Raw genomic sequence first — 20,325 nt, forward strand, 5'->3', positions numbered from 1 at the left:
TGTCTTTGCGCGCCGATCCGGCGGCGCCCTATGGCCTGTCGATAGCGTGCAACCGCCCAGCAATTTCCATCCCCGGGGGTAGGTATCTCACCCTAATGCCAGGGCAAGCCCGCCTTTGCGGCTTGGCGGCTAAGCCTTCCCTTCGACACGCCTGGACCACGTGCGCCATCCGGCGCGCTGGCCCCGGCAACGAGGTCTCGCAAGGGGAAAACGTACCGATGCCGACGATCACCCTGCCCTCCCGGTGCGACCGGGCCGCCGCCGAGGCGCTGCTCCCGGAAATGGTTGCGGCGCTCGGCTCCGGGGCGCTCCACATCGACGCGCGGGAATGCACCCAGATCGGCCAGGCCATGTTGCAGGTCCTCATCAGCGCCCGGCGCACCGGCGACGGCGCCCTGATCGATGCCTCGCCCGTGCTGCGTGACACCGCCCGCCAACTGGGACTGGACGCTGAACTGTTTGACGAAACCATGCTGCACCGGGGAGTCGCACTGTGAACGCCGAGGAAATCCAGGCGATCTTCTTCGCGGAATGCGAGGAATCGCTCGTCGCCGCCGAGCAGGGCCTGGCCGCGTGCAAGGCGGGCACCCAGGATGCGGATACCGTCAATGCGGTGTTCCGGGGCGTGCACTCGATCAAGGGCGGCGCCGGCGCGTTCGGCTATATCGCGCTGCAGGGCTTCACCCACACGTTTGAAACGCTGCTGTCCGACGTGCGCGACGGCACCGTGGCCATCACCGAGCCGCTGGTCGACCTGATGCTGCGCGGACTCGATACGCTGAGCGATCACGTCAACGCCGCGCGCGGCACCGGCGAGGAGCCGGACGACGCCTCACTCCAGGCCGAAATGACCGCAGCCATGGCCGCCAACGCCGGCGCCCAGCCCGCGCCCGCGCCTGCCGCGGAAGTCATCGCCGCCGCGCCTGCCGTGGAAGAAGTCGCATCCTCCGACGACAGCGACGGATTCGATTTCGACTTCGACGCCATGCTCGATGACATCACGGGTGCCATCGGCTCGCCGGCGGAAAGCGCCGAATCGGACCCGGACGAGGACAAGGGCTGGCAATTCAAGGTCCGTCCCCACGCCGGCGCGATGCGCAACGGCAGCGAGCCGCTGCTCATGCTGCGCGAACTGATGGAACTGGGCGGCACCTGCACCGACTGCGACGTCGATTCGATCCCGCCGCTCGACACGCTCGATCCCGGCGTCGGCTACCTTGGGTGGACGTTTACCTTCCCTGCCGACGTCACCGAGGCCGCCGCTCGCGAAATCTTCGACTTCGTCGGCGAAGAGTGCGGCCTTGCGGTGGGCGAAAGCACGCCGCTGCCCCCCGTCCAGCTGCCCGCCCCCCGTGCAACGGCGGCAGCGTCTGTCGCAGCACCGGCCGCCCCTGCCGAACCGGTCCCTGCACCGTCGGTGGCCGCCCCCGTCGCTGCTCCGCGGGCAGAGGCCATTCCCCAAGCGCCCGCTCCCACCGCGGCTGCGCCCACCAGCGCCGCACAGCAGGCCGCGCCGCCGGCACCCCCCGCCCCCGGCCAGTCGATCCGCATCGAGCTGGGCAAGCTCGACAAGCTGATCGATGCGGTGGGCGAACTCGTGATCGCACAAGCGATGATGGCGCAGCGCCTCGCCGGCGACGGCCTGGCCGCGACCGAGGAACTGGCGCTGCTCGAAGGGCTGACGCGCGACATCCAGGAATCGGCCATGGCGATCCGCGCCCAGCCGATCGGCTCGGTGTTCAGCCGCGTGCCGCGCATCCTGCGCGAACTGACCTCCACCACCGGCAAGCACGTCCGCCTCGAAGTCTCGGGCGAAAGCACCGAGCTGGACAAGACGGTGATCGAACGTCTTGGCGAACCGCTCACCCACCTCATCCGCAACGCGGTCGATCACGGCATCGAAAGCGCGGAGGAGCGAATCGCCTCGGGCAAGTCGGCCGAAGGCACGCTGACCCTGTCCGCAGAGCATCGCTCGGGCCGCATCCTGATCCGCATCGGCGACGACGGGCGCGGCATCAACCGCGAACGCGTGCTGGCCAAGGCCATCGAAAAGGGCCTCGTCGCGCCCGATGCGCAGTTGTCCAAGGACGAGATCGACCTGCTGATCTTCGCTCCCGGCTTCTCGACCGCGCAGGCGATCTCGAACATTTCGGGACGCGGTGTGGGCATGGATGTGGTGCGCCAGAACGTGAAGGATCTGGGCGGGCGCATCACGATCGAATCCGAACCCGGCAGCGGCACCACGTTCACGCTCACCCTGCCGCTCACGCTGGCCATTTCCGATGGCATGGTGGTCAACGTCGGCGACCAGACGCTGGTCGTCCCGCTGGCCAACGTCGTCGAAAGCCTGCGTCCCGAGCCGGAGGAAGTCCAGGGCCTCGGCGCGTCACGCGCGATGATCAACGTGCGCGGCCGGTTCATTCCGGTGGTGCCGCTGCACGAGGCGGTCGGCGCGCTGAACCCGGTGGAAAAGCCGGAGGAAGGCGTGCTCATCGTGGTCGAAACCGAAGGGGCAGGCCGCGCCGCACTGCTGGTCGATGCCATCTGCGACCAGCGACAGGTGGTGATCAAGAGCCTCGACACGCACTACCGCTCGGTCGAAGGCGTCGCCGGCGCCACGATCCTCGGCGACGGGCGCGTCGCGCTGATCGTCGATGTCGACAGCCTCGTCTCGCGCACGCTCGCGGGCCAGTCCCTGGCGGAGGCCGCGTGAGCCTGTCCACCGCCTTTGCCGACTCGATGCCGGGGATCAGCCCCGACGTCTATGGTCCCGCCGATTTCCAGGCGGTGAGCGAGCTTGCCCACTGCGAGGCGGGCATCGTGCTGCCGCCAGGCAAGGCGATGCTGGTCTATTCCCGGCTCGCTCCGCTGGTGCGCGATACCGGCTGCCAGACCTTCGGCGCCTATCTCATGCGGTTGAAGGAAGATGCCGCAGAACGCTCCAAGGCGATCTGCGCCCTGACCACCAACCACACCTTCTTCTACCGCGAAGCGCATCATTTCGAGCAGTTCGAGCATGACGTGCGCCCGGCGCTGGTCTCGCGCCTGCAACGCGGCGACAAGGTGCGGCTGTGGTCGGCGGGCTGCTCCAGCGGCGAGGAAACCTGGTCGCTGCTGATGACCCTGCTCGGTCCCGATCGCTCGATCGGCCAGTCCATCGCCCGGCAGGACGTGCGCCTGCTCGCCAGCGACATCGCGCTCCACGCCCTGCGCAAGGCCGAGGCCGCGCAGTATCGCGCCGAAGATCTCAAGCCCGTGCCGCAGCCCCTGCGCAGCGCGTGGACGGTCCCCCAGGGTGACGACGTGACGATCGCGCCCGAAGTGCGCGCGCTGGCACGGTTCCGCACCCTGAACCTGCACGGCGAATGGCCGATGCAGGGCCGCTTCGACGTGATCTTCTGCCGCAACGTCATGATCTATTTCGACAATCCCACCAAGGAACGGCTCGTGGAACGTTTCGCCCGTATGCTGGCCCCCGGCGGCTGGCTCTACATAGGTCACAGCGAACGCGTGACCGGCCCTGCGCTTGAGGAACTCGCGCCCATGGGACCGACGATCTACCGGAGGACTGCTGCATGACCATTCGCGTCGTCATCGTCGAAGATTCGCCGACCATGCGCGCGATCCTGATGAGCCGGCTCGCGCGCGAGCCGGATATCGAGGTCGTGGCAGCCGCCGCCAATGCCGCCGAAGGGCGCCAGATGATCCGCGAGCTGGATCCCGACGTGGTCACGCTGGACGTCGAGATGCCGGGCATGAACGGCCTCGATTTCCTCGAGAAGATCATGCAGCTGCGCCCCACGCCGGTCATCATCGTGTCCGGATCGACGCAGGAAGGCAACGAGACCACGGCCCGCGCGCTCGCGCTCGGCGCGGTCGATTGCTACGCCAAGACCGACAACAGCGCCGGCCTGCCGATGGACGATCAGGGCCGGCTTGCCGGGATGATCCGCCAGGCGGCCAAGGTGCAGTTCTCCGCCCGCCAGCCCTCGTCACAGCGCGTGGCCAGCGAAGCGCGCACCTCGATGCGCGAGCGCCCCCGGCTGATTGCCATCGGCTCGTCCACGGGCGGGGTCGAGGCGCTGCAGATCCTGCTCGGCGGCTTCCCTGAAAACTGCCCGCCGACACTGGTGGTGCAGCACATCAACGCCCGCTTCGCGCCCGCCGTGGCGCGCACGCTGGACAAGTCTTGCCCTCCGCGCATCGTCATCGCCGAAGCGGACATGCCGCTGAAGGACGGGCACGTCTACATCGCGCCGGGCGACGAACGCCACCTTTCGATCGGCGGCGCCATGAATTTCCACGCCAAGCTGCGGCGGGGAGAGCCCGTGTCCGGCCACCTGCCCAGCGTCGACGTGCTGTTCGCCTCGGTCGCCGAAGCGGCGGGCGCCAAGGCGGTCGGCATCCTGCTCACCGGCATGGGCTCCGACGGCGCGCGCGGTCTGCTGGCCATGGCGCAGAAGGGCGCGCACACCATCGCGCAGGACGAGGCGACCTGCACCGTGTTCGGGATGCCGCGCGCGGCGATCTCGCTCGGCGCGGCGGGCGTGATCGCGCCCATCGGCCACATCGCCCGCCACGCATTCAGCAAGGCGGCCTGACGCGATGCTGGAACGCCCCATCCTTCCTCCCTTTGTCCAATCCGGGATCGAGCGGGTCACGGTCATGCAGGGCCAGGCGCTCGCGTCGAGCGATCCCACGATCGAGTTTTCGACCGTGCTCGGCAGCTGCGTCGCCACCTGCCTCTACGATCCCGATGCCCGCGTGGGCGGCATGAACCATTTCCTGCTGTCGGAACCGCCCGCGGGTCACGGCGGCGCCACGCTGGACGAGCATTACGGCGTCTATCTGATGGAACTGCTCGTCAACACCATGCTGGGCAAGGGCGCGCGCAAGTCGCGGCTCAAGGCGCATCTCTATGGCGGGGCCAACGTCAACCGCAACATGATGCGGATCGGCACGGCCAATGCGGAGTTCGCCCGCGCGTTCCTTCAGCGCGAAGGCATCGAACTGGCGCGCGAAGATCTGGGCGGCACCAGTGCCCGCCGCGTCGATTTCCGCCCGGCCTCCGGCCAGGTGCGCTGCCGCACGGTCGAGGATCGCCTCGCGCCGCCCGTCCAACCCACCGCACGCCCGGCCAAGGCCACCGGCGAAGTCGAACTGTTCTGAGCGAAGAGCGAGTCCCATCCATGAGCATTCCCACCCGGATCCTTACCGTAGACGACAGCCCGTCCATGCGCGCGCTGCTCAACCATGCATTGACCACGCAGGGCTTCGACGTATCCCAGGCCGAGGACGGCATTGCCGCGCTCGACTGGCTCGCGCTCAACGAAGTCGACGTGGTCATCACCGACATCAACATGCCCCGGCTCGATGGCTTCGGCCTGATCGAGAAGCTGCGCGAAGGCAGCCGCCACCGCGACCGCCCGATCCTCGTGCTCACCACCGAAAGCTCGGACGAGAAGAAGGCCCGCGCGCGCGCCGCCGGCGCCACCGGCTGGATCGTCAAGCCGTTCGACCCCGCCAAGCTCGTCGCCGCGGTCCGCCGCGTCGCCCACTGACCCGCCACACCGCAAGGAGGAACGCGCCATGATCCGTGAACTCATCACCTTTGAAGTCGAAGGCCAGGTGTTCGGGCTCGACATCATGTCGATCCGCGAAATCCGCGCCTGGACGCCCACGACCCGCCTGCCGCGCGTTCCCCACTACGTCGCCGGTGTCGTCAACCTGCGCGGCACCGTGCTGCCGGTCGTCGATTTGGCGGCCCGGCTGGGCTGGCGCGCAACCGAGCCGACCCCCCGCCACGCGATCATCGTCACCCAGCTCGGTGCGCAGATCGGCGGATGGATCGTCGATTCGGTCAGCGACATCGTCACCGTCCCTGACGAGGCGATGCAGCCGCCCCCGCCCAGCGCCGGCAACGATACCGTCGTCCCCTTCCTCGAAGGGCTCGCCGCCATCGAGGATCGCATGGTCATGGTGCTGAACCTCGCCGCGCTGAGCGACGCCGGCCAGCTCGCCGAGGCCGCCTGACCCAGGTCCGATACGGGAGTACGCCCATGGCCAACCAGGCCACCCACCGCCAGATCGCGGTGGTGCTCGAGGAACTCGCGCAGGAAGTCGAGGCGCTCGGCGCCGCGCTATGCGTCGATATGGACGTTGCCATGCGCCACATGGACACGTTGCAGTCGATCGACCTGATCGCGCAGAAACAGCGCTCGCTCGCCGCGCTGCTCGATGCCGATTGCCCTGCCGAACAGGTCGAGAAGATCGCGATCGACACCCTGCGCGAACGGATGCGACTTCTCGGAACGCACCACTGACGGCTGTGGCCGGGCGGCACCTGTCGCCCGGCCGCCCGCCTCCGAAGCGGCGCCCGCTCGGAAATCGACCGGGGCGCTCGCCGTGCGCCCGCACATGACAGCCCAAATGACAGCCATGGCGGACAGCCGATTGGGGCCAATGTCGTCCCCGCTTGGGCTTTTCCGCTCCTGCTGCTAGGGGGCGCCCATGCTGAACATTCAGGGAATCACGGTGCGCCTTGGCGGGCGCGACATCTTGAGCCGCGCCACCGCGCCCATCCCCCCTCGGGGCAAGGTCGGGCTGATCGGCCGCAACGGCGCGGGCAAGTCCACGCTGATGAAAGTCCTGATCGGCCAGCTCGAACCCGACGAGGGTGAGATCGAGATGCCGCGCACCGCAAAGCTCGGCTATATCGCGCAGGAAGCCCCCGCCGGCACCGCCACCCCGTTCGAAACCGTGCTGGCCGCCGATGCCGAGCGCACCGCGCTGCTGGAAGAGGCCGAGACCAGCACCGATCCCGACCGTCTTGGCGACGTGCACGACCGGCTGATCGCCATCGACGCCTACAGCGCCCCCGCGCGCGCCGCGCGCATCCTCTCGGGCCTCGGTTTCGACGAGACCATGCAGGGCCAGCCGCTCGATAGCTTCTCGGGCGGCTGGAAGATGCGCGTCGCCCTCGCCGCGCTGCTGTTCTCGCAGCCCGATGTGCTGCTGCTCGACGAACCGTCGAACCACCTCGATCTCGAAGCCACGCTGTGGCTGGAGAACTTCCTCAAGTCCTACCCCGCCACGCTGATCGTCATCAGCCACGAGCGCGACCTGCTCAACACCGTGTGCGACCACATCCTCCACCTCCAGGGCGGCAAGGTCACGCTCTATCCGGGCGACTACGACAGCTTCGAGCGCCAGCGCGCCGAACGCGCCGCGCAGGCCGCCGCCGCGCGCGCCGCGCAGGAAACCCAGGCAAACAAGCTCAAGGATTACATCGCGCGCAACAGCGCCCGCGCCTCCACCGCCAAGCAGGCGCAGTCGCGCGCCAAGATGCTGGCGCGGATGCAGCCCATCGCCGCCGTGATGGAAGATCCCAGCCTCAGCTTCGACTTCCCCGATCCCGAGGAACTGCGCCCGCCGCTGATCACGCTCGATCTGGCGGCGGTCGGCTATGCCGAAACGCCGGTGCTGCGCCGGCTGAACCTGCGCATCGATCCGGACGACCGCATCGCGCTGCTGGGCCGCAACGGCAACGGCAAGACCACGCTGGCGCGCCTGCTCGCGGCGCAGCTCACGCCGATGGAAGGCGAGATGAACGCCACCGGCCGGATGCAGATCGGCTACTTCACCCAGTATCAGGTCGAAGAACTCGCCGGAGACGCGACCCCGCTCGAACACATGACCCGCGCCATGCCGGGCAAGACGCCGGCCGCCGTGCGCGGCCAGTTGGGCCGCTTCGGCTTCTCCGGCCCGCGCGCCACCGCGCAGGTCGGCACGCTCTCAGGCGGCGAACGCGCGCGCCTCGCCCTCGCACTCGTCACGCGCGATGCGCCGCACATGCTCATCCTCGACGAGCCGACCAACCACCTCGACGTCGATGCGCGCGAGGCGCTGGTGCAAGCGCTCAATTCCTACAAGGGCGCGGTCCTGCTGATCAGCCACGATCGCCACATGGTCGAACTCACCGCCGACCGGCTGGTGCTCGTCGATGACGGCACCGCGCGCGAATACGACGGCTCGATGGAGGACTACATCGACTTCGTGCTGGGCCGTAACCAGCCGAAGGACGATGCCGGTGGCGGCAAGGGCAAAGGCAAGAGCGGCAAGCAGGATCGCCGCGCCACGGCCGCCCTGCGCGAACAACTGCGTGATCTGAAGAAGACCATGACCGAAGCCGAGGCACGCGTCGCGAAATTGCAGGCCCGGCTCAACGAGATGGACCGCGCCATGTTCGAACCGGGCAGCGCCAAGGGCGACCTTGCCAAGCTGACCATGGGCCAGTTGGCCGAACGGCGCGGCGGCGTGGCAACCGATCTCGAACAGGCCGAAAGCGCGTGGATGACGGCCAGCGAAACGTACGAAGCCGCGCAGGAACAGGCGGCGTGAGCGTCGCCTTCCGGCGCGACGGAGACGAGGAACACCTCGAACCGAAATTTGAAGTGCCGATCCCGCCCGGCCCCAACCGCGTGACGCCGCAAGGTGCGGCACAGATCGACGAGCGGCTGGCGCATTACGAAGCGCTGGTTGCGGCCGGCGGAGAGGAAACCGCGCTCACGGCGGCGAAGCGCGACTTGCGCTATTGGCGCCAGCGCAAGGCCGGTGCCGAATTGATGCCGCCCGCCGATGGCCAGGCGGTGGCGTTCGGCACGCGCGTCACCTTCCGCCTTGGCGGACAGGTCCGCACGATCCGCATCGTCGGCCACGACGAAGCCGACGTCAGCGAAGGCAAGATCGCCTTCACCGCCCCGCTTCCGCGCGCGATGATGGATGCCGAAGTGGGAGAATTCGCCGACTTCAACGGCAAGGTCGACGCGATCGAAGTGCTGGAAATAGCGCCGCTGTAATCACGACAGGCGCGATTTCGTCGCCGCCCCTCGTGTTCTTCCCCAGCCTGCTCTTCCCCAGCCGGCTCGTTCCCGCCCTGTCGTCCTGAGCCTGCCGAGGCACGCGCGCCAGCCCGCAGGGACCGGCGCGCGCAAGCCTCAGCCGCGCTCGAAGCGCTTGGGCTTGAACGGCTTCTTGCTGCGGAACGGCGCGCCGCCCGGGCCACCGGGTCCGCCAGGGCCGCCCGCGCCGCCGGCAGGGCGCTCGCGATGGGGCTGGCCGGCGTTGGGCGAACCACCCTTGCGATGTTCGCGTGCGGCTTCGCGCGGCGGCTGGGCCGCGGCTTCGATGGTGATGCCGCTTTCGTCCTCGCCGTTCGGATCGGCGGTGCGCTCCACCGCCATGGCGAACTTGTCGGCCACGGCGATCGGGATCTGCACGTGCGTCTCGTTCGCCGCGATGCGAATCGCGCCGATCTCGTTGCGCGTGATGTGGCCACGGCGGCACAGCAGCGGCAGCAGCCAGCGCGGATCGGCGTTCTGGCGGCGGCCCACATCGAGACGGAACCACACCACGTCATCAAAGCCGGGGCGGTGGCGCTCGGCGCGCGATTCGGGGTTGTTGCCGATCAGGTCTTCGGGCTGCGGCAGCGCCGCGCTGTGCGCGCGTACCAGCGCCAGCGCCAGTTCCTCGGCGGTCTTGTGGGCCAGCAGCTCGCGCGCGATGACCAGATCGGCCTCCTCGGCCTCGACCGGCTGAAGCAGCGTGGCCAGCAGGCGCTCGCGGTCGGCCTGGCGGATTTCGTCCGGCCCCGGAGCGTCGATCCACTGCGCCTCGATCCGCGCACCGCGCAGCATCATTTCCACGCGGCGACGGCGCGGGAACGGCACGATCAGAACGGCGGTGCCCTTCTTGCCGGCGCGGCCGGTACGGCCCGAACGGTGCTGGAGCGTTTCCGCATCGCGCGGAATTTCCACGTGAACCACAAGGCTGAGCGAGGGCAGGTCGATGCCGCGCGCGGCGACGTCGGTGGCCACGCACACACGGGCGCGGCGGTCGCGCAGCGCCTGCAGCGCATTGTTGCGTTCGGACTGGCTATGCTCGCCCGACAGCGCCACGGCGGCGAACCCGCGCTCCAGCAGCAGCGCATGCAGCCGGCGCACGTTGTCACGCGTGGCGCAGAACAGGATCGCGGTTTCCGCCTCGTGCAGACGCAGCAGGTTGACCACCGCGTGCTCGATGTCGGCCGGGGCGACGGTGACAGCCTGATAGCTGATGTCGCCGTGGCCGCGTGCCTCGCCCACCGTCGAGATGCGCAGAGCGGCATCCTGGTAACGACGCGCCAAAGCCTCGATCGGCTTGGGCATCGTTGCCGAGAACAACAGCGTGCGGCGGCCCTGCGGAGTTGCGTCCAGCAGCTCTTCCAGGTCCTCGCGGAAGCCCATGTCGAGCATCTCGTCGGCTTCGTCGAGCACCACGGCGCGCAGGCTCGACAGATCGAGCGCACCGCGTTCGACATGGTCGCGCAGGCGGCCCGGCGTGCCGACCACGATGTGCGCGCCGTAGTTCAGCGCACGGCGTTCGCGCATGGGGTCCATGCCGCCAACGCAAGTGGCGATGCACGCGCCGGTTTCGGCATAGAGCCAGGTCAGCTCGCGGCTCACCTGAAGCGCCAGTTCGCGGGTCGGCGCCACGACGAGCGCCAGCGGCGCCCCGGCCTTGGGCAGGCCTTCCTCGGGGTGGATCAGGTCATCGGAGATCGCCAGCCCGAAAGCCACCGTCTTGCCCGAGCCGGTCTGCGCCGACACGATCAGGTCGCGCCCACGCGCCTCGGCTTCGAGCACGGCCGATTGCACCGGGGTCAGCGTGGTATAACCATGCTGCGTCAGCGCACTGTCGAGCGCGCCGGGAAGTCCTTCAAACGTCATATGTCTTGCCAATCCGCCGAAATTCGCGGCCCGTCGTTCCTGTTGTCGAAAGCGCCACCGGCAGGGCGGCAAGGGTGTCGCCGCAGGAATGGCTGGCCGGCACCTCGAATAGGTTGCGGTGCCCCATACAGGATCGGGCGGGGTTTGGCTTGCTCTTTTTTCGCGCCCCCACGCGTTCGGTAAGGACCACCGGTTCGCGGCGACCGATGCGCACGTCTGCTGCCCCCCATGCCGGCCTTGGGTGCGGTTAGGTGTCGTTCAGGTAGATCCGCGCAAATCCCCACGGCGGACAGCGATTCCGGCGGCGATGGCGGCAGAAAATTCGCATCAGGCACCCGCTGGCGCTGGACTTGACCCTCTGCCCTCGTCCATGAGCCAAGGCTATGTGGCAACTCTACCAGTTCCCCCTCTGCCCGTTCAGCCGCAAGGTCCGGCTGCTCCTTTCGGAAAAGGGCGTCGGGTATGACCTGATCCGCGAGAATCCGTGGGAGCACCGTGAGGAGTTCCAGAACCTGAACCCGGCCGTGCGCACCCCGGTGCTGCACAACCCCGAGCGGCAGATCACGCTCGTCGACAGCCGGGCGATCTGCGAATATTTCGAGGAAACGGTCGACAAGGCGCCGATGATCAACGGCACCGCCACCAACCGCGCGGAAATTCGCCGGCTGGTCGCGCTGTTCGACGAAAACTTCTTCGCCGACGTGACCCATCCGCTGCTCGACGAGCGCATGAAGAAGCGGCTGATCTATCGTCAGTCGCCGGATTCGCGGATCCTGCGCGAGGCGATGCGGCTGGCCAATGCCCACCTCGATTATGTCGACTACCTGATCGACAACCGCCCCTGGCTGGCCGGCGCCACGATGAGCCTGGCCGACCTGACGGCCGCCGCGCAGATTTCGGTGGCGGACTACCTCGGCGGGATCGACTGGTCGCAGCACGAACAGGCGCGCGGCTGGTATTCGGTGTTCAAGAGCCGGCCGAGCTTCCGCCCGTTGCTGTCGGAGCGGATGGACGTGATCCACCCGCCCTCGCACTACGCCGACGTGAACGCCTGAGATGCATGGCCCGCCTCAAGCTGACGCTTGAGGCGCGGGAGCGGCTCGGCCGCTCCCGGTCAATGCATCACGCGAAACGCGTCTTGGTGCCGAAGCGGCCATACTTGCGATAACGGACCATCCAGCGGTCGAGGAACAGCTCGAGCGGGCGCGGATGGACGCCCAGTTCCTTGAGGCCGGGCAGCGCGCCGCTGGCGACATTGCCCTTTTCCAGCAGGCGCCACTGGTCGCGGGTGATCGGCGCGCCCGGCAGCCAGCCGGTGAAGGTGGCGATCGCCGCCGAGATGCCGTCCGGCAGGTCCAGGAACACGCGGCTGCGGCCTTCCGCCTTGGCGATGCGGCGATTGAGATCCGCCATGGTGACCTGTTCCGGCCCGGCGATCTCATAGGTCCTGCCCGCGTGCGCGGCCGGCGCGGCGAGCACGTTGCCGACAGCTTCTGCCGCATCGTCGACGAACACGGGCTGGAGCTTCGCCGTGGGACCGAACACCGGCAGCACCGGCAGGCTCGCGATCAGTCCGGCGAACATGGTGACGAACTTGTCGTCCTCGCCGAACAGGATCGACGGGCGCAGGATCGTCGCCTCGGGGAAGGCGGCGAGCACAGCGGCCTCGCCCTCGGCCTTGGTCCGGGCATAGGCCACGTCCGATTCGGCATCTGCGCCGATCGCCGACACATGGACGAACGCGGAAGCGCCGGCCGCGCGGGCGATGGCAGCGACACGCCCCGCGCCCTTGCCCTGCACCGCGCCGAGATCGCCGGCAAAGGCGCCGACCAGATTGACCACGGCATCAACCCCGGTCAGCGCAACTTCAAGCGTGTGGGGCTTGGTCACATCGACCGCGACGAGCTGGACCTGGCCCAGCGCGCCCAGCGGCTTCAGCCGGAAAGCCCGCTCCGGATGGCGGCTGCACACGCGCAACCGCGCGCCGCGTGCCAGCAATTCCTGCGCCAGATGGGTGCCGAAGAACCCGCTGCCGCCAACGAGTGCGACCAGCCTGCCTTCGAGATCGCGCGCCCTGCCCTTGCCCATATGCCTCAAACCTGCGCCAAGTGTGGTGGTGCCGCGCGGGAGAACCCCGTGCGACGTTCGCAGCCGCCTTTGGCACAGAGCGCCCCCGAGGTTCAACACGCGGGACACCCCTTGCAGCGCCTGCCTACGAAAAAAGAGCACATGAAGGCGAGAAAGCCATGTTGACACCCCGCAGCGCGTCCCTTAGAGGCGCCCTCCTACCCGGCGATCAGCGCTTCAGCAGGTCGCCTCCGTGCCCAGATGGCGGAATTGGTAGACGCACCGTCTTCAGGTGGCGGCGCTGGTAACGGCGTGGAGGTTCGAGTCCTCTTCTGGGCACCATTTCTTCTTCCGAGACAGAGCGTGACGGGGCGAAAGCCCCGGAACTCCTCGGCTTTTAGAACGGCCCGCCCGCGGCAGATTCGTCACATCTCGCCACTCTGGTTTCCCAACTCGGGTGGCATGACGGCGTGGATCGACAGCACGTCTGCACCTCCCTTCAGGCGCGCATGCCCGAAAAGTCGCATGGACGTGGCGGCCCCTTGCACCCGCTTGTCGCTATTCCCTCAGAACAGGCCGGTCGCGATGCGCGACGAAGCGTTGTGGGCCTCGATCCGTTACGCCGCCGCGATGCGGTAGCCAAAGCCCCGCACGTTTTCGATGCCCGCGCCGCAGCCCTGCAATTTGCGGCGCAGACGGCTGATGTAGACTTCGACGATGTTGGTCAGCGGATCATCGTCCATCGTCCATACCGAGCGCAGGATCTCGTGCCGCGAGAACACGCGGCCAGGGGACAGCACCAGCAGGTAGAGGAGGTCCAGTTCCTTCGATGTGACCGCGAACGGGCGTCCATCGACGGTGGCCTGCTTGCGCGCATGGTCGATGGTGATGGTCGCGAACGACACCGGGCCGCCAACGAAAACGGCAGGGACCGCGGGTGGAACGGCAGCGGGAGCCGCGCGGCGGAGCACCGCGTCCATCCTGGCGAGCAGTTCCTCGAAAGCGAATGGCTTGACGATATAGTCGTCGGCGCCGGCACGCAGCCCCGCAACTCGGTCCTTCACTTCGTCGAGCGCGGTGACCATGATCACGGGGCTGGCCGCGCCCCGCGCGCGCAGTTCCTCGGCGACGGCAAGGCCGGAGGTATCGGGCAGGAGGACATCCAGGAGGATGAAGTCGAATGGCGCGGCCTGCGCCGCCGCGAGCGCCGCTGCCCCATCCGCCGCGTGCGTCACGTCATACCCTTCGGCAGCGAGTCCGCGCGCAAGCGACTGCGCCAGTTCCAGTTCGTCTTCGACAATCAGCAGCCGCACCGCGCCGCGCCCCCGTTCTGTTCGTGGCATATTTCGCCGTCGCCCAGCGGATCGCGCGGGAGACGGATCGAAACGGTCGTGCCGGAACCCTCCTCCGACCGGACCGCGATGGTGCCACCATGGGCTTCGATAATGCTGGCCGCAATAGGCAAGCCAAGGCCGAGGTTGCTACCCTCACCGCGCCGTCGTGGCCGCCCGACGCGGTCGAACAGGTGCGGAATAAGCGACGGGTCCATGCCATCGCCGCGATCCGCAACTTCGATCACCGCCATGCCCGGTTCCTCCCGGATGACGATGCAAAGGCTGGGCTCGTTCGATGAATGCTTGAGCGCGTTGTCGAACAGGATGCGCAGCACCTGGCCGATCCGCAAAGGGTCGATGCGCACGAGGATCGGCCCGGCGTCTGCGACCAGCATCGCCGTACCGCCATCGGCTTCCACGAGGGCCCGGAATTCGTCGAGCGCCGCGTCGGCAAGGACCGCAAGATCGACCGATACCAGTTCATAGGCCATCACCGGCGCTTCGGCGCGGGCGATCCGCAGCATATCCTCGACCAGCCGGGCCAGCACCGCGGCATTGCGCACGATGCGCTCCAGGCTGGTGCGCAAGGCTTCGACCGAGGGTTGGCCTGCACGCAGCGCGACATCGGCCTCACTGCGCAGAACCGCGAGCGGCGTGCGCAGTTCGTGCCCGGCCTCGGCGAGAAAATCCCTTCGCTGGTCGTTCAGGGCGTGCAGTGACTGGTTGGCCGCGACGAGATCGGCGGTGCGCTGCCGCACGTCATCCTCCAGCCGCTGGTTGGCGGCGGCGAGCCGTGCCTGCGCGCCTTCGATCTGGGTGGCCATGGCGTTGAAGGAACGGTTGAGGAAACGAAATTCGCGCGGACCGCTTTCGGGGAGATCGGCGCCAAAGTCACCGCTTGCGATGCGCCGGGTCGATGTCAGCAGGCGGCGTAGCGGATGAAGGACATTCCCGCGCAGCCACAGCAGCACGCCCAGCGCGCCGATGGCGAGGACCACCCCCGCAGCGAAGAACGCCACTTGCGTTCGTTCAAGCGCGCCGACGGCCCCGACCTGCGCCTCGCGTACCTCCGCCTGTTCTCCCGCGATCCCCGCCATCGCGGCCGCCCGCCATGCGCTGTCGTCCGCCCCTTCGATCCGGCGATGCAGGCTGTTGCGGATGATCGCGGTGAGGCCCTGCTGTCGCTGCTCCTCGTCCAGCATCACGGCCCGCATTTCAGGCGCAAGCGATGAGCCGGAGATGATCGACACTTCGTTGCCGGTTGCACGGTCGATCTTGCCGAGTTGCCCCTCGATCGCGGCGAACGCCGCGGCGCGATCGGCGTTGCTGCGTAGCCCGCCGGCACCCACCTTCTGCTCGATGCTGTCGCCCAAAACCTGAAGCATCAGGTATTCACGCATCGCGGTGGATGCCTGCTCGGCGCGTGCATTCTCGCGGCGGACACTGACCAGGCTGCTTTCGGCGACGAAGCCGGGGACCAGCACCACGGCCACGACCGCGACCATGGCAAACGTGATCCGCAAGGAAAGACTGGACCAGATCGGGGATGCGGCGGGCATTGGGAATACTCTGGCAGCGGTGGCAGGCTCCGCCCCGGTCTTGGCATGGCTGCCCGGCGCTGTGAAGCGCAGGGCAGCCCATGGCCGGCGATCAGGGGCGCGCGGCGCGGCTCCGGTCGCGCAGCGCCTTGAACTCCGATCCCGCCTTCCATTCCGGCCAGCGCGCCGAGCGGGCGAGTTCCTCGCCAATCGTGCCCACCAGCGCCACGTCCATCACCGCGCCGTCGAGGTTCCAGTCCGCCGTCCAGCGGTCGCAGGCCTGATGATAACACTTGCCGGTATAGGCATCGATCCACGCCTGTCCGGCGGCGGCACCCCCATCGACCAGATCGGAGGCTCCGGCGATGCCCATCTGCAGGAGCACGGGCACGCCGCGCCGCGCGAACGAGAAGTGATCGGCGCGGTAGAACAGCCCGCGCTCGGGCAATCCCTCGGGCGTCACGCGGCGGCCCTGCGCAGCGGCCACGCGGGCCATGTCGTCCTCCAGCGTGTCCTGCCCCTTGCCCACCAGCACCACGTCGCGCGCGCGGCCGGCGGTCTGGAGAATGTCGAGCGTGAGGTTGGCGACGGTCTTGTCCAGCGGCACCGTGGGATTGGCGGCGAAGTATTCGGAGCCGAGCAGGCCGCGCTCCTCCGCCGTCCAGGCCGCGAACAGCACGGTGCGTTCGGGCGCCGCCCCGGCCTTCAGCGAACGCGCGATCTCCAGCAGGCCGGCGATGCCCAGCGCATCGTCGTTGGCGCCCGCGCGGTAGATGTGCCCCTCGGCATCGGGCTTGCCCTTGCCATAGGCATCCCAATGCGCGCCGAACATCACCACTTCATCGGGCCGTGCGGCGCCCGGAATGCGCGCGAGCACATTGTGGCTTTCGGCCAGTTCGTGCGTGACGGGAATGTCTGCCGAGAATGTCACGCCCTTGAGCGGGACGGGACGGAAGCCGGGCGAGCGCGCAGCGGCCGAGAGCTTCGCCAGATCCAGTCCGGCCGAGGCGAACAGGCGGGTGGCCGCATCGCCGGCGATCCAGCCCTGCAGCGCGAGCGGCGTCAGGTCCTGCGGGCGGCGCTCGATGTCGTAGTTCTCGCCGCCGGGGCTGACGACCACATTCCAGCCATATCCGGCGCCGGCGGTATCGTGGACGATCAGCGCCCCCACCGCGCCCTGGCGGGCGGCTTCCTCGAACTTGTAGGTCCAGCGCCCGTAGTAGGTCATCGTGCGGCCGCCGAACTTGCCGGCAGCCTTGTCGCCCGGCTTCGCCGCGAAATCGGGATCGTTGACCAGGAAGACCAGGACCTTGCCCTTCAGGTCCATGCCCTTGAAATCGTCCCAGCCGCGTTCGGGCGCCTTCACCCCGTGGCCGACGAACACCACGGGGGCACTGGCGATGCGGGCGGCGTCATCGGGCCGGATCGTCGAGAGATAGACGTCCTTGCCGGTTTCGAGCGGCATGGCGCCTGCAGGGACACCGAACGCGAGTTCGCGCGGGGTGCCGAGCCGGGTGTGCAGCAACGGCACCTTCTGCACCCACTGGCCGTCCGGCCCTGCCGGCTCCAGCCCCAGCGCCTCGAACCGGGCGATCAGATAGCCGATGGTGCGGTCTTCCCCGCGGGTCACCGGCGCGCGCCCCTCAAACGTGTCCGATGCAAGCGTCCGGACCGTGCGCGTCAGTTCAGCGGGATCGATCTCCATCTTGGCGGAGACGGGATGCGCGGTGCCGGCGAGCAGCGCGGCGGCGAGAGCCATGTGCCTGATTTTCATGCACGCCGGTCTAGCGCCGGGAGCTTCCCGACGCCAGATCAAGGCGTGCCTCGTTAGCGCCGATGGCGGCTTCGGACACGATCAGATAGTCAGGATTGGCGCCTGCGGGGATTGCTTGCGGCCAATCGGCTCGATTTGCCGCATGGTCCCGGCCGACCCCATGCCGGCGGGACCATGACGCATCCGATCAGCGGATGGTTTCGGCGTTGTCGACGACGATGTTGGTGCCGGTGATATGGCGGGATTCGTCGGAGGCGAGGAACACCACCAGGTGGCCGATGTCGGCCGGAACACCCATGCCAAGGTCGCGGTTCTGCTTGAGCCCCGGATCCTCGGCGTCGAGCGAGGCGACGGCCTGCGCAGTCATCGGCGTGACAATGCCGCCCGGTGCGATCGAATTGCAGCGGATGCGATAGCCCTGCTCCTGGCAATGCACTGCGATGGAACGGGTCATGGCGATGATCCCGCCCTTGGCCCCGGCATAGGCCGGGATCGCGCTGATCCCCTTCATGCCTCCGATCGAGGCCATGTTGATGATCGATCCCCCAGGCTGTCCGTCCGCGCCCTTGGTCATGTGCGGGATCGCCGCCTTGCAACCAAGGAACGTGCCGTCGAGCATGACCTCGACCTGCAACTTGTAGTCGGCGTAGCTCATGTCCTCGATCGTGGCGAAGCGGACGAGGCCGGCGTTGTTGACCAGCACGTCAAGCCGGCCGAACGCCTTGATCGTCTCGGCCACCACTTCGACCCAGCGGCTTTCGCTGCGCACGTCGTGGTTGAAATAGAGCGCGCCGGGAATCTCGGCGGCGACTTGCGCCCCGAGATCGTCCTGCACGTCGGTGATGACCACTTTCGCGCCTTCGCGCGCCAGCATTCGCGCGTCCTCTGCGCCCAACCCCGAAGCGCCTCCCGTGATGATCGCAACCTTGCCCGCAACCCGTCCCATGTTCTTCTCCCGCTCTGGTGCGAAGGCGCTCAACGGCGCCCTTCGAGGTAGTCGTTGATCACTTCGTGGAAGCGGCGCACGCGCGTCTCCTGCCCGGCAAGGTAGCAATCGCCGAACGCCATGGAGCGCAGGCCCTTCTGCTGCGTTTCGGCCAGCGACAGATCCTGCGCGAGGAAATCGCCCTGCGCGATCGTCGCCTGGTAATCGCCGAACGTGCCAGCCTCGTGCGCGGCTTCGCGGTAGGGACGCATCCCGTACAGCGTGGCCACTTCGTCTGCACCGCGCACCTGCGGCACCAGATACCAGTAGTCGAAGGTCGACCAGTTGGGATCTTCCGCATCGGGTTCGGTGCGGAACACGTGCAGCCCTTCCGGCGTCGCGGTCAGCGTCAGGTTGGGGAAGCAGGTGTGGTGCATCTGGTCGGTCAGCTCATCGTCCGTAAGCTTTGCGAAATGCTCGTGCCCGCGGCCCGGCCCCAGCCGGCGCCGCGCCTCCTGCAGGGCCAGCCGTCCTTCCTGCGCGCGGCCTTCGAAATCGGCGGGATCGATCTCCCATTCCTTCAGCACTTCGGCCCACAACGGCTTGACCTGCTGCGCGTCGGGGTAGCGGCTCGATGGCTGGAGCTTTTCGATCATGCGGTTGTGCCCGTTGGGGTACATCTCGAAGATCGTGGTCGAGTAGTGATCGTCGATCATCGGCTGGAACTGCGGATGCACCACCGGGATGTGGTAGGCCTCGTTGAAGTTGTCCGAAGCGAACTTCCAGTTGGTTTTGACGCGCAACGTGCGCCACACCACGCGGGTGTAGTTTTCAAGATCACGGTTGGCGAACAGCGCGGGGATCGGATCGAGATATTCAAGCAGCGGCTTGGCGTCCGGATCGAAGCTCCAGAAGATGAAGCCCCCCCACGTCTCGCACCGCAATTCCTTCAGCTTCAGCTTGCCGCAGGGGTTGCCCTGAGGGAAATCCTCGGGGTCCTGCACCCAGTCCAGCTTGCCGTCGATGCCCCACTTCCAGCCGTGATAGGGGCACGAGAAAGCGTCCGAAACGCCGCCCTCGGCCACGGTGACCAGCCGGTTTCCGCGATGCATGCAGACATTGAAGAACGCGCGGATCGAACCATCGCGCTGCTTCACCATCATCACGGATTCGTGGAGGAAATCGTGGACGATGAAGTCGCCCGGCTCTTCCAGCTGGCTGACCCGGCCGCCGACATGCCAGACCTTCTTCCACATATGCTCCCATTCACGGGCCGCGAAATCCTTCGACCAGTAGCGGTCTCCGGTGATGGCGTCCCCGCGGGCGGCGGGAACGCGCGCGCCGGGATGGACGGGATAAGTCGGGCGAGCATCGGCGGTGGTGGTCATCGGGGCCTCCTGGGATCGGGGACGACGTCTGGGCAGGCGATCAGCGTTCGCCGTGGATCTCGGCGAGCGAACCGGGCAGCGGCATCATCGAGAACATGGAATAGCGCGCGCACTTCCATGCACCGTCGGCCTGCTTCACTGCCTCGAACGTGTATTGCACGTTCACTTCCACGCTGTTGCCGTCCTTCGACCGGCCAAGGCCGATGACATAGGCGGTCATTGCGGCGTGCTTGCCGTCGTAATGCACCGGACGGAAGTTCGTGATGTAGTGCGCGTGGTGGCTCATGTCGGCGAAGACGCCATCGAAGAAGGCCTTGATCTCGGCTCGTCCGTTCATCTCGGGCAGGCCGATGCGGGTAAAATCCAGCACGGCGTCTTCGGTGAACAGGTCCAGCAGCACGTCAACGTCGGCCAGTTTGTCGACCGCATAGCAATAGGCGGTCATGAGATCCTGCAGGGCCACGCGTTCTTCAAGCGGAATAGCGATCATGTCGGTCGATCCTTGTTGATCGGGTAGGGGAAAGGGCCGGCCG

Annotated in this window: 19 protein-coding genes and 1 tRNA gene; 12 read left to right on the top strand and 8 right to left on the bottom strand. The window is 67.8% G+C overall.

The genetic code is table 11. The features are described 5' to 3' along the window. The first annotated feature begins 218 nt into the window (after positions 1–218). The 10 genes from OLX02_RS09320 (at position 219) to OLX02_RS09365 (ending at position 8,858) form a co-directional block, all read left to right on the top strand. Complete coding sequence (locus tag OLX02_RS09320; RefSeq protein WP_264422215.1) at positions 219–497, top strand: STAS domain-containing protein; 279 nt, start codon at positions 219–221, stop codon at positions 495–497. Next, positions 494–2,713, top strand: coding sequence for a chemotaxis protein CheA (locus OLX02_RS09325; RefSeq protein ID WP_264422217.1), 2,220 nt, complete (start codon positions 494–496; stop codon positions 2,711–2,713). The genes OLX02_RS09320 and OLX02_RS09325 overlap by 4 nt, the downstream gene beginning before the upstream one ends. Then, positions 2,710–3,579 carry a CheR family methyltransferase gene (locus OLX02_RS09330; protein WP_264422219.1) on the top strand — a complete coding sequence of 290 codons (870 nt, stop codon included), beginning with the start codon at positions 2,710–2,712 and terminating at the stop codon, positions 3,577–3,579. The genes OLX02_RS09325 and OLX02_RS09330 overlap by 4 nt, the downstream gene beginning before the upstream one ends. Next, on the top strand, positions 3,576–4,601 hold the full coding sequence (gene cheB, locus OLX02_RS09335; RefSeq protein ID WP_264422221.1) for a chemotaxis-specific protein-glutamate methyltransferase CheB: 1,026 nt from the start codon (positions 3,576–3,578) through the stop codon (positions 4,599–4,601). The genes OLX02_RS09330 and cheB overlap by 4 nt, the downstream gene beginning before the upstream one ends. 4 nt (positions 4,602–4,605) lie before the next feature. Then, the gene (locus OLX02_RS09340; RefSeq protein ID WP_264422223.1) at positions 4,606–5,169 is read left to right on the top strand and encodes a chemotaxis protein CheD; all 564 of its coding nucleotides are present in this window, start codon (positions 4,606–4,608) and stop codon (positions 5,167–5,169) included. Positions 5,170–5,189: 20 nt separating this feature from the next. Then, complete coding sequence (locus OLX02_RS09345) at positions 5,190–5,561, top strand: response regulator (protein ID WP_319641238.1); 372 nt, start codon at positions 5,190–5,192, stop codon at positions 5,559–5,561. A 28-nt stretch (positions 5,562–5,589) separates the two neighbouring features. Next, positions 5,590–6,033, top strand: coding sequence for a chemotaxis protein CheW (locus OLX02_RS09350; RefSeq protein WP_264422225.1), 444 nt, complete (start codon positions 5,590–5,592; stop codon positions 6,031–6,033). 26 nt (positions 6,034–6,059) lie between these two features. Further along, on the top strand, positions 6,060–6,323 hold the full coding sequence (locus OLX02_RS09355) for a hypothetical protein (RefSeq protein WP_264422226.1): 264 nt from the start codon (positions 6,060–6,062) through the stop codon (positions 6,321–6,323). 187 nt (positions 6,324–6,510) lie between these two features. After that, positions 6,511–8,400, top strand: a complete 1,890-nt coding sequence (locus OLX02_RS09360) for an ABC-F family ATP-binding cassette domain-containing protein (protein ID WP_264422228.1) — start codon at positions 6,511–6,513, stop codon at positions 8,398–8,400. After that, on the top strand, positions 8,397–8,858 hold the full coding sequence (locus OLX02_RS09365; RefSeq protein ID WP_264422230.1) for a GreA/GreB family elongation factor: 462 nt from the start codon (positions 8,397–8,399) through the stop codon (positions 8,856–8,858). The genes OLX02_RS09360 and OLX02_RS09365 overlap by 4 nt, the downstream gene beginning before the upstream one ends. 138 nt (positions 8,859–8,996) lie before the next feature. Here the strand turns inward: OLX02_RS09365 and OLX02_RS09370 are convergent, their stop codons facing one another. After that, complete coding sequence (locus OLX02_RS09370; protein ID WP_264422232.1) at positions 8,997–10,766, bottom strand: DEAD/DEAH box helicase; 1,770 nt, start codon at positions 10,764–10,766, stop codon at positions 8,997–8,999. Positions 10,767–11,149: 383 nt separating this feature from the next. On the opposite strand from OLX02_RS09370, the gene OLX02_RS09375 reads away from it, so the two are divergent. Then, the gene (locus tag OLX02_RS09375; RefSeq protein WP_264422233.1) at positions 11,150–11,821 is read left to right on the top strand and encodes a glutathione S-transferase family protein; all 672 of its coding nucleotides are present in this window, start codon (positions 11,150–11,152) and stop codon (positions 11,819–11,821) included. 67 nt (positions 11,822–11,888) lie between these two features. Here OLX02_RS09375 and OLX02_RS09380 read toward each other — a convergent pair whose 3' ends face one another. Then, entirely contained in the window at positions 11,889–12,854 is a 966-nt protein-coding gene (locus OLX02_RS09380; RefSeq protein WP_264422234.1) for a complex I NDUFA9 subunit family protein, read from the bottom strand. Between the two features lie 234 nt (positions 12,855–13,088). On the opposite strand from OLX02_RS09380, the gene OLX02_RS09385 reads away from it, so the two are divergent. Continuing rightward, positions 13,089–13,175 (top strand) — tRNA-Leu (locus OLX02_RS09385). 275 nt (positions 13,176–13,450) lie between these two features. On the opposite strand, the gene OLX02_RS09390 is transcribed toward OLX02_RS09385, so the two are convergent. The 6 genes from OLX02_RS09390 to OLX02_RS09415 all read right to left on the bottom strand — a co-directional run bounded on the left by OLX02_RS09390 (position 13,451) and on the right by OLX02_RS09415 (position 20,282). Continuing rightward, the gene (locus OLX02_RS09390; protein ID WP_264422236.1) at positions 13,451–14,176 is read right to left on the bottom strand and encodes a response regulator transcription factor; all 726 of its coding nucleotides are present in this window, start codon (positions 14,174–14,176) and stop codon (positions 13,451–13,453) included. After that, positions 14,134–15,726, bottom strand: coding sequence for a sensor histidine kinase (locus OLX02_RS09395; RefSeq protein WP_264422238.1), 1,593 nt, complete (start codon positions 15,724–15,726; stop codon positions 14,134–14,136). The genes OLX02_RS09390 and OLX02_RS09395 overlap by 43 nt, the downstream gene beginning before the upstream one ends. Positions 15,727–15,817: 91 nt before the next feature. Next, the gene (locus OLX02_RS09400; RefSeq protein WP_264422240.1) at positions 15,818–17,464 is read right to left on the bottom strand and encodes a M28 family metallopeptidase; all 1,647 of its coding nucleotides are present in this window, start codon (positions 17,462–17,464) and stop codon (positions 15,818–15,820) included. A gap of 202 nt (positions 17,465–17,666) precedes the next feature. Further along, positions 17,667–18,425: an SDR family oxidoreductase gene (locus OLX02_RS09405; RefSeq protein WP_264422242.1), complete on the bottom strand. Its 759-nt coding sequence runs from the start codon at positions 18,423–18,425 to the stop codon at positions 17,667–17,669. A gap of 29 nt (positions 18,426–18,454) precedes the next feature. Continuing rightward, positions 18,455–19,792: an aromatic ring-hydroxylating oxygenase subunit alpha gene (locus tag OLX02_RS09410; RefSeq protein ID WP_264422244.1), complete on the bottom strand. Its 1,338-nt coding sequence runs from the start codon at positions 19,790–19,792 to the stop codon at positions 18,455–18,457. A gap of 40 nt (positions 19,793–19,832) precedes the next feature. Further along, positions 19,833–20,282: a nuclear transport factor 2 family protein gene (locus tag OLX02_RS09415; protein ID WP_264422246.1), complete on the bottom strand. Its 450-nt coding sequence runs from the start codon at positions 20,280–20,282 to the stop codon at positions 19,833–19,835. Positions 20,283–20,325 lie beyond the last annotated feature (43 nt).

Origin of the sequence: Novosphingobium sp. KCTC 2891, assembly GCF_025938155.1 — a bacterium.
In the GTDB taxonomy this organism is placed as follows: domain Bacteria; phylum Pseudomonadota; class Alphaproteobacteria; order Sphingomonadales; family Sphingomonadaceae; genus Novosphingobium.

Bases quoted from the DNA above. Each gene is read 5' to 3' on its own strand.
- OLX02_RS09370 (WP_264422232.1), bottom strand. From the start codon at position 10,766: ATGACGTTTGAAGGACTTCCCGGCGCGCTCGACAGTGCGCTGACGCAG.
- OLX02_RS09395 (WP_264422238.1), bottom strand. From the start codon at position 15,726: ATGCCCGCCGCATCCCCGATCTGGTCCAGTCTTTCCTTGCGGATCACG.
- OLX02_RS09410 (WP_264422244.1), bottom strand. From the start codon at position 19,792: ATGACCACCACCGCCGATGCTCGCCCGACTTATCCCGTCCATCCCGGC.
- OLX02_RS09355 (WP_264422226.1), top strand. From the start codon at position 6,060: ATGGCCAACCAGGCCACCCACCGCCAGATCGCGGTGGTGCTCGAGGAA.
- OLX02_RS09390 (WP_264422236.1), bottom strand. From the start codon at position 14,176: ATGCCACGAACAGAACGGGGGCGCGGCGCGGTGCGGCTGCTGATTGTC.
- cheB (WP_264422221.1), top strand. From the start codon at position 3,576: ATGACCATTCGCGTCGTCATCGTCGAAGATTCGCCGACCATGCGCGCG.
- OLX02_RS09345 (WP_319641238.1), top strand. From the start codon at position 5,190: ATGAGCATTCCCACCCGGATCCTTACCGTAGACGACAGCCCGTCCATG.
- OLX02_RS09320 (WP_264422215.1), top strand. From the start codon at position 219: ATGCCGACGATCACCCTGCCCTCCCGGTGCGACCGGGCCGCCGCCGAG.
- OLX02_RS09405 (WP_264422242.1), bottom strand. From the start codon at position 18,425: ATGGGACGGGTTGCGGGCAAGGTTGCGATCATCACGGGAGGCGCTTCG.
- OLX02_RS09415 (WP_264422246.1), bottom strand. From the start codon at position 20,282: ATGATCGCTATTCCGCTTGAAGAACGCGTGGCCCTGCAGGATCTCATG.
- OLX02_RS09400 (WP_264422240.1), bottom strand. From the start codon at position 17,464: ATGGCTCTCGCCGCCGCGCTGCTCGCCGGCACCGCGCATCCCGTCTCC.
- OLX02_RS09380 (WP_264422234.1), bottom strand. From the start codon at position 12,854: ATGGGCAAGGGCAGGGCGCGCGATCTCGAAGGCAGGCTGGTCGCACTC.
- OLX02_RS09340 (WP_264422223.1), top strand. From the start codon at position 4,606: ATGCTGGAACGCCCCATCCTTCCTCCCTTTGTCCAATCCGGGATCGAG.
- OLX02_RS09375 (WP_264422233.1), top strand. From the start codon at position 11,150: ATGTGGCAACTCTACCAGTTCCCCCTCTGCCCGTTCAGCCGCAAGGTC.
- OLX02_RS09350 (WP_264422225.1), top strand. From the start codon at position 5,590: ATGATCCGTGAACTCATCACCTTTGAAGTCGAAGGCCAGGTGTTCGGG.
- OLX02_RS09360 (WP_264422228.1), top strand. From the start codon at position 6,511: ATGCTGAACATTCAGGGAATCACGGTGCGCCTTGGCGGGCGCGACATC.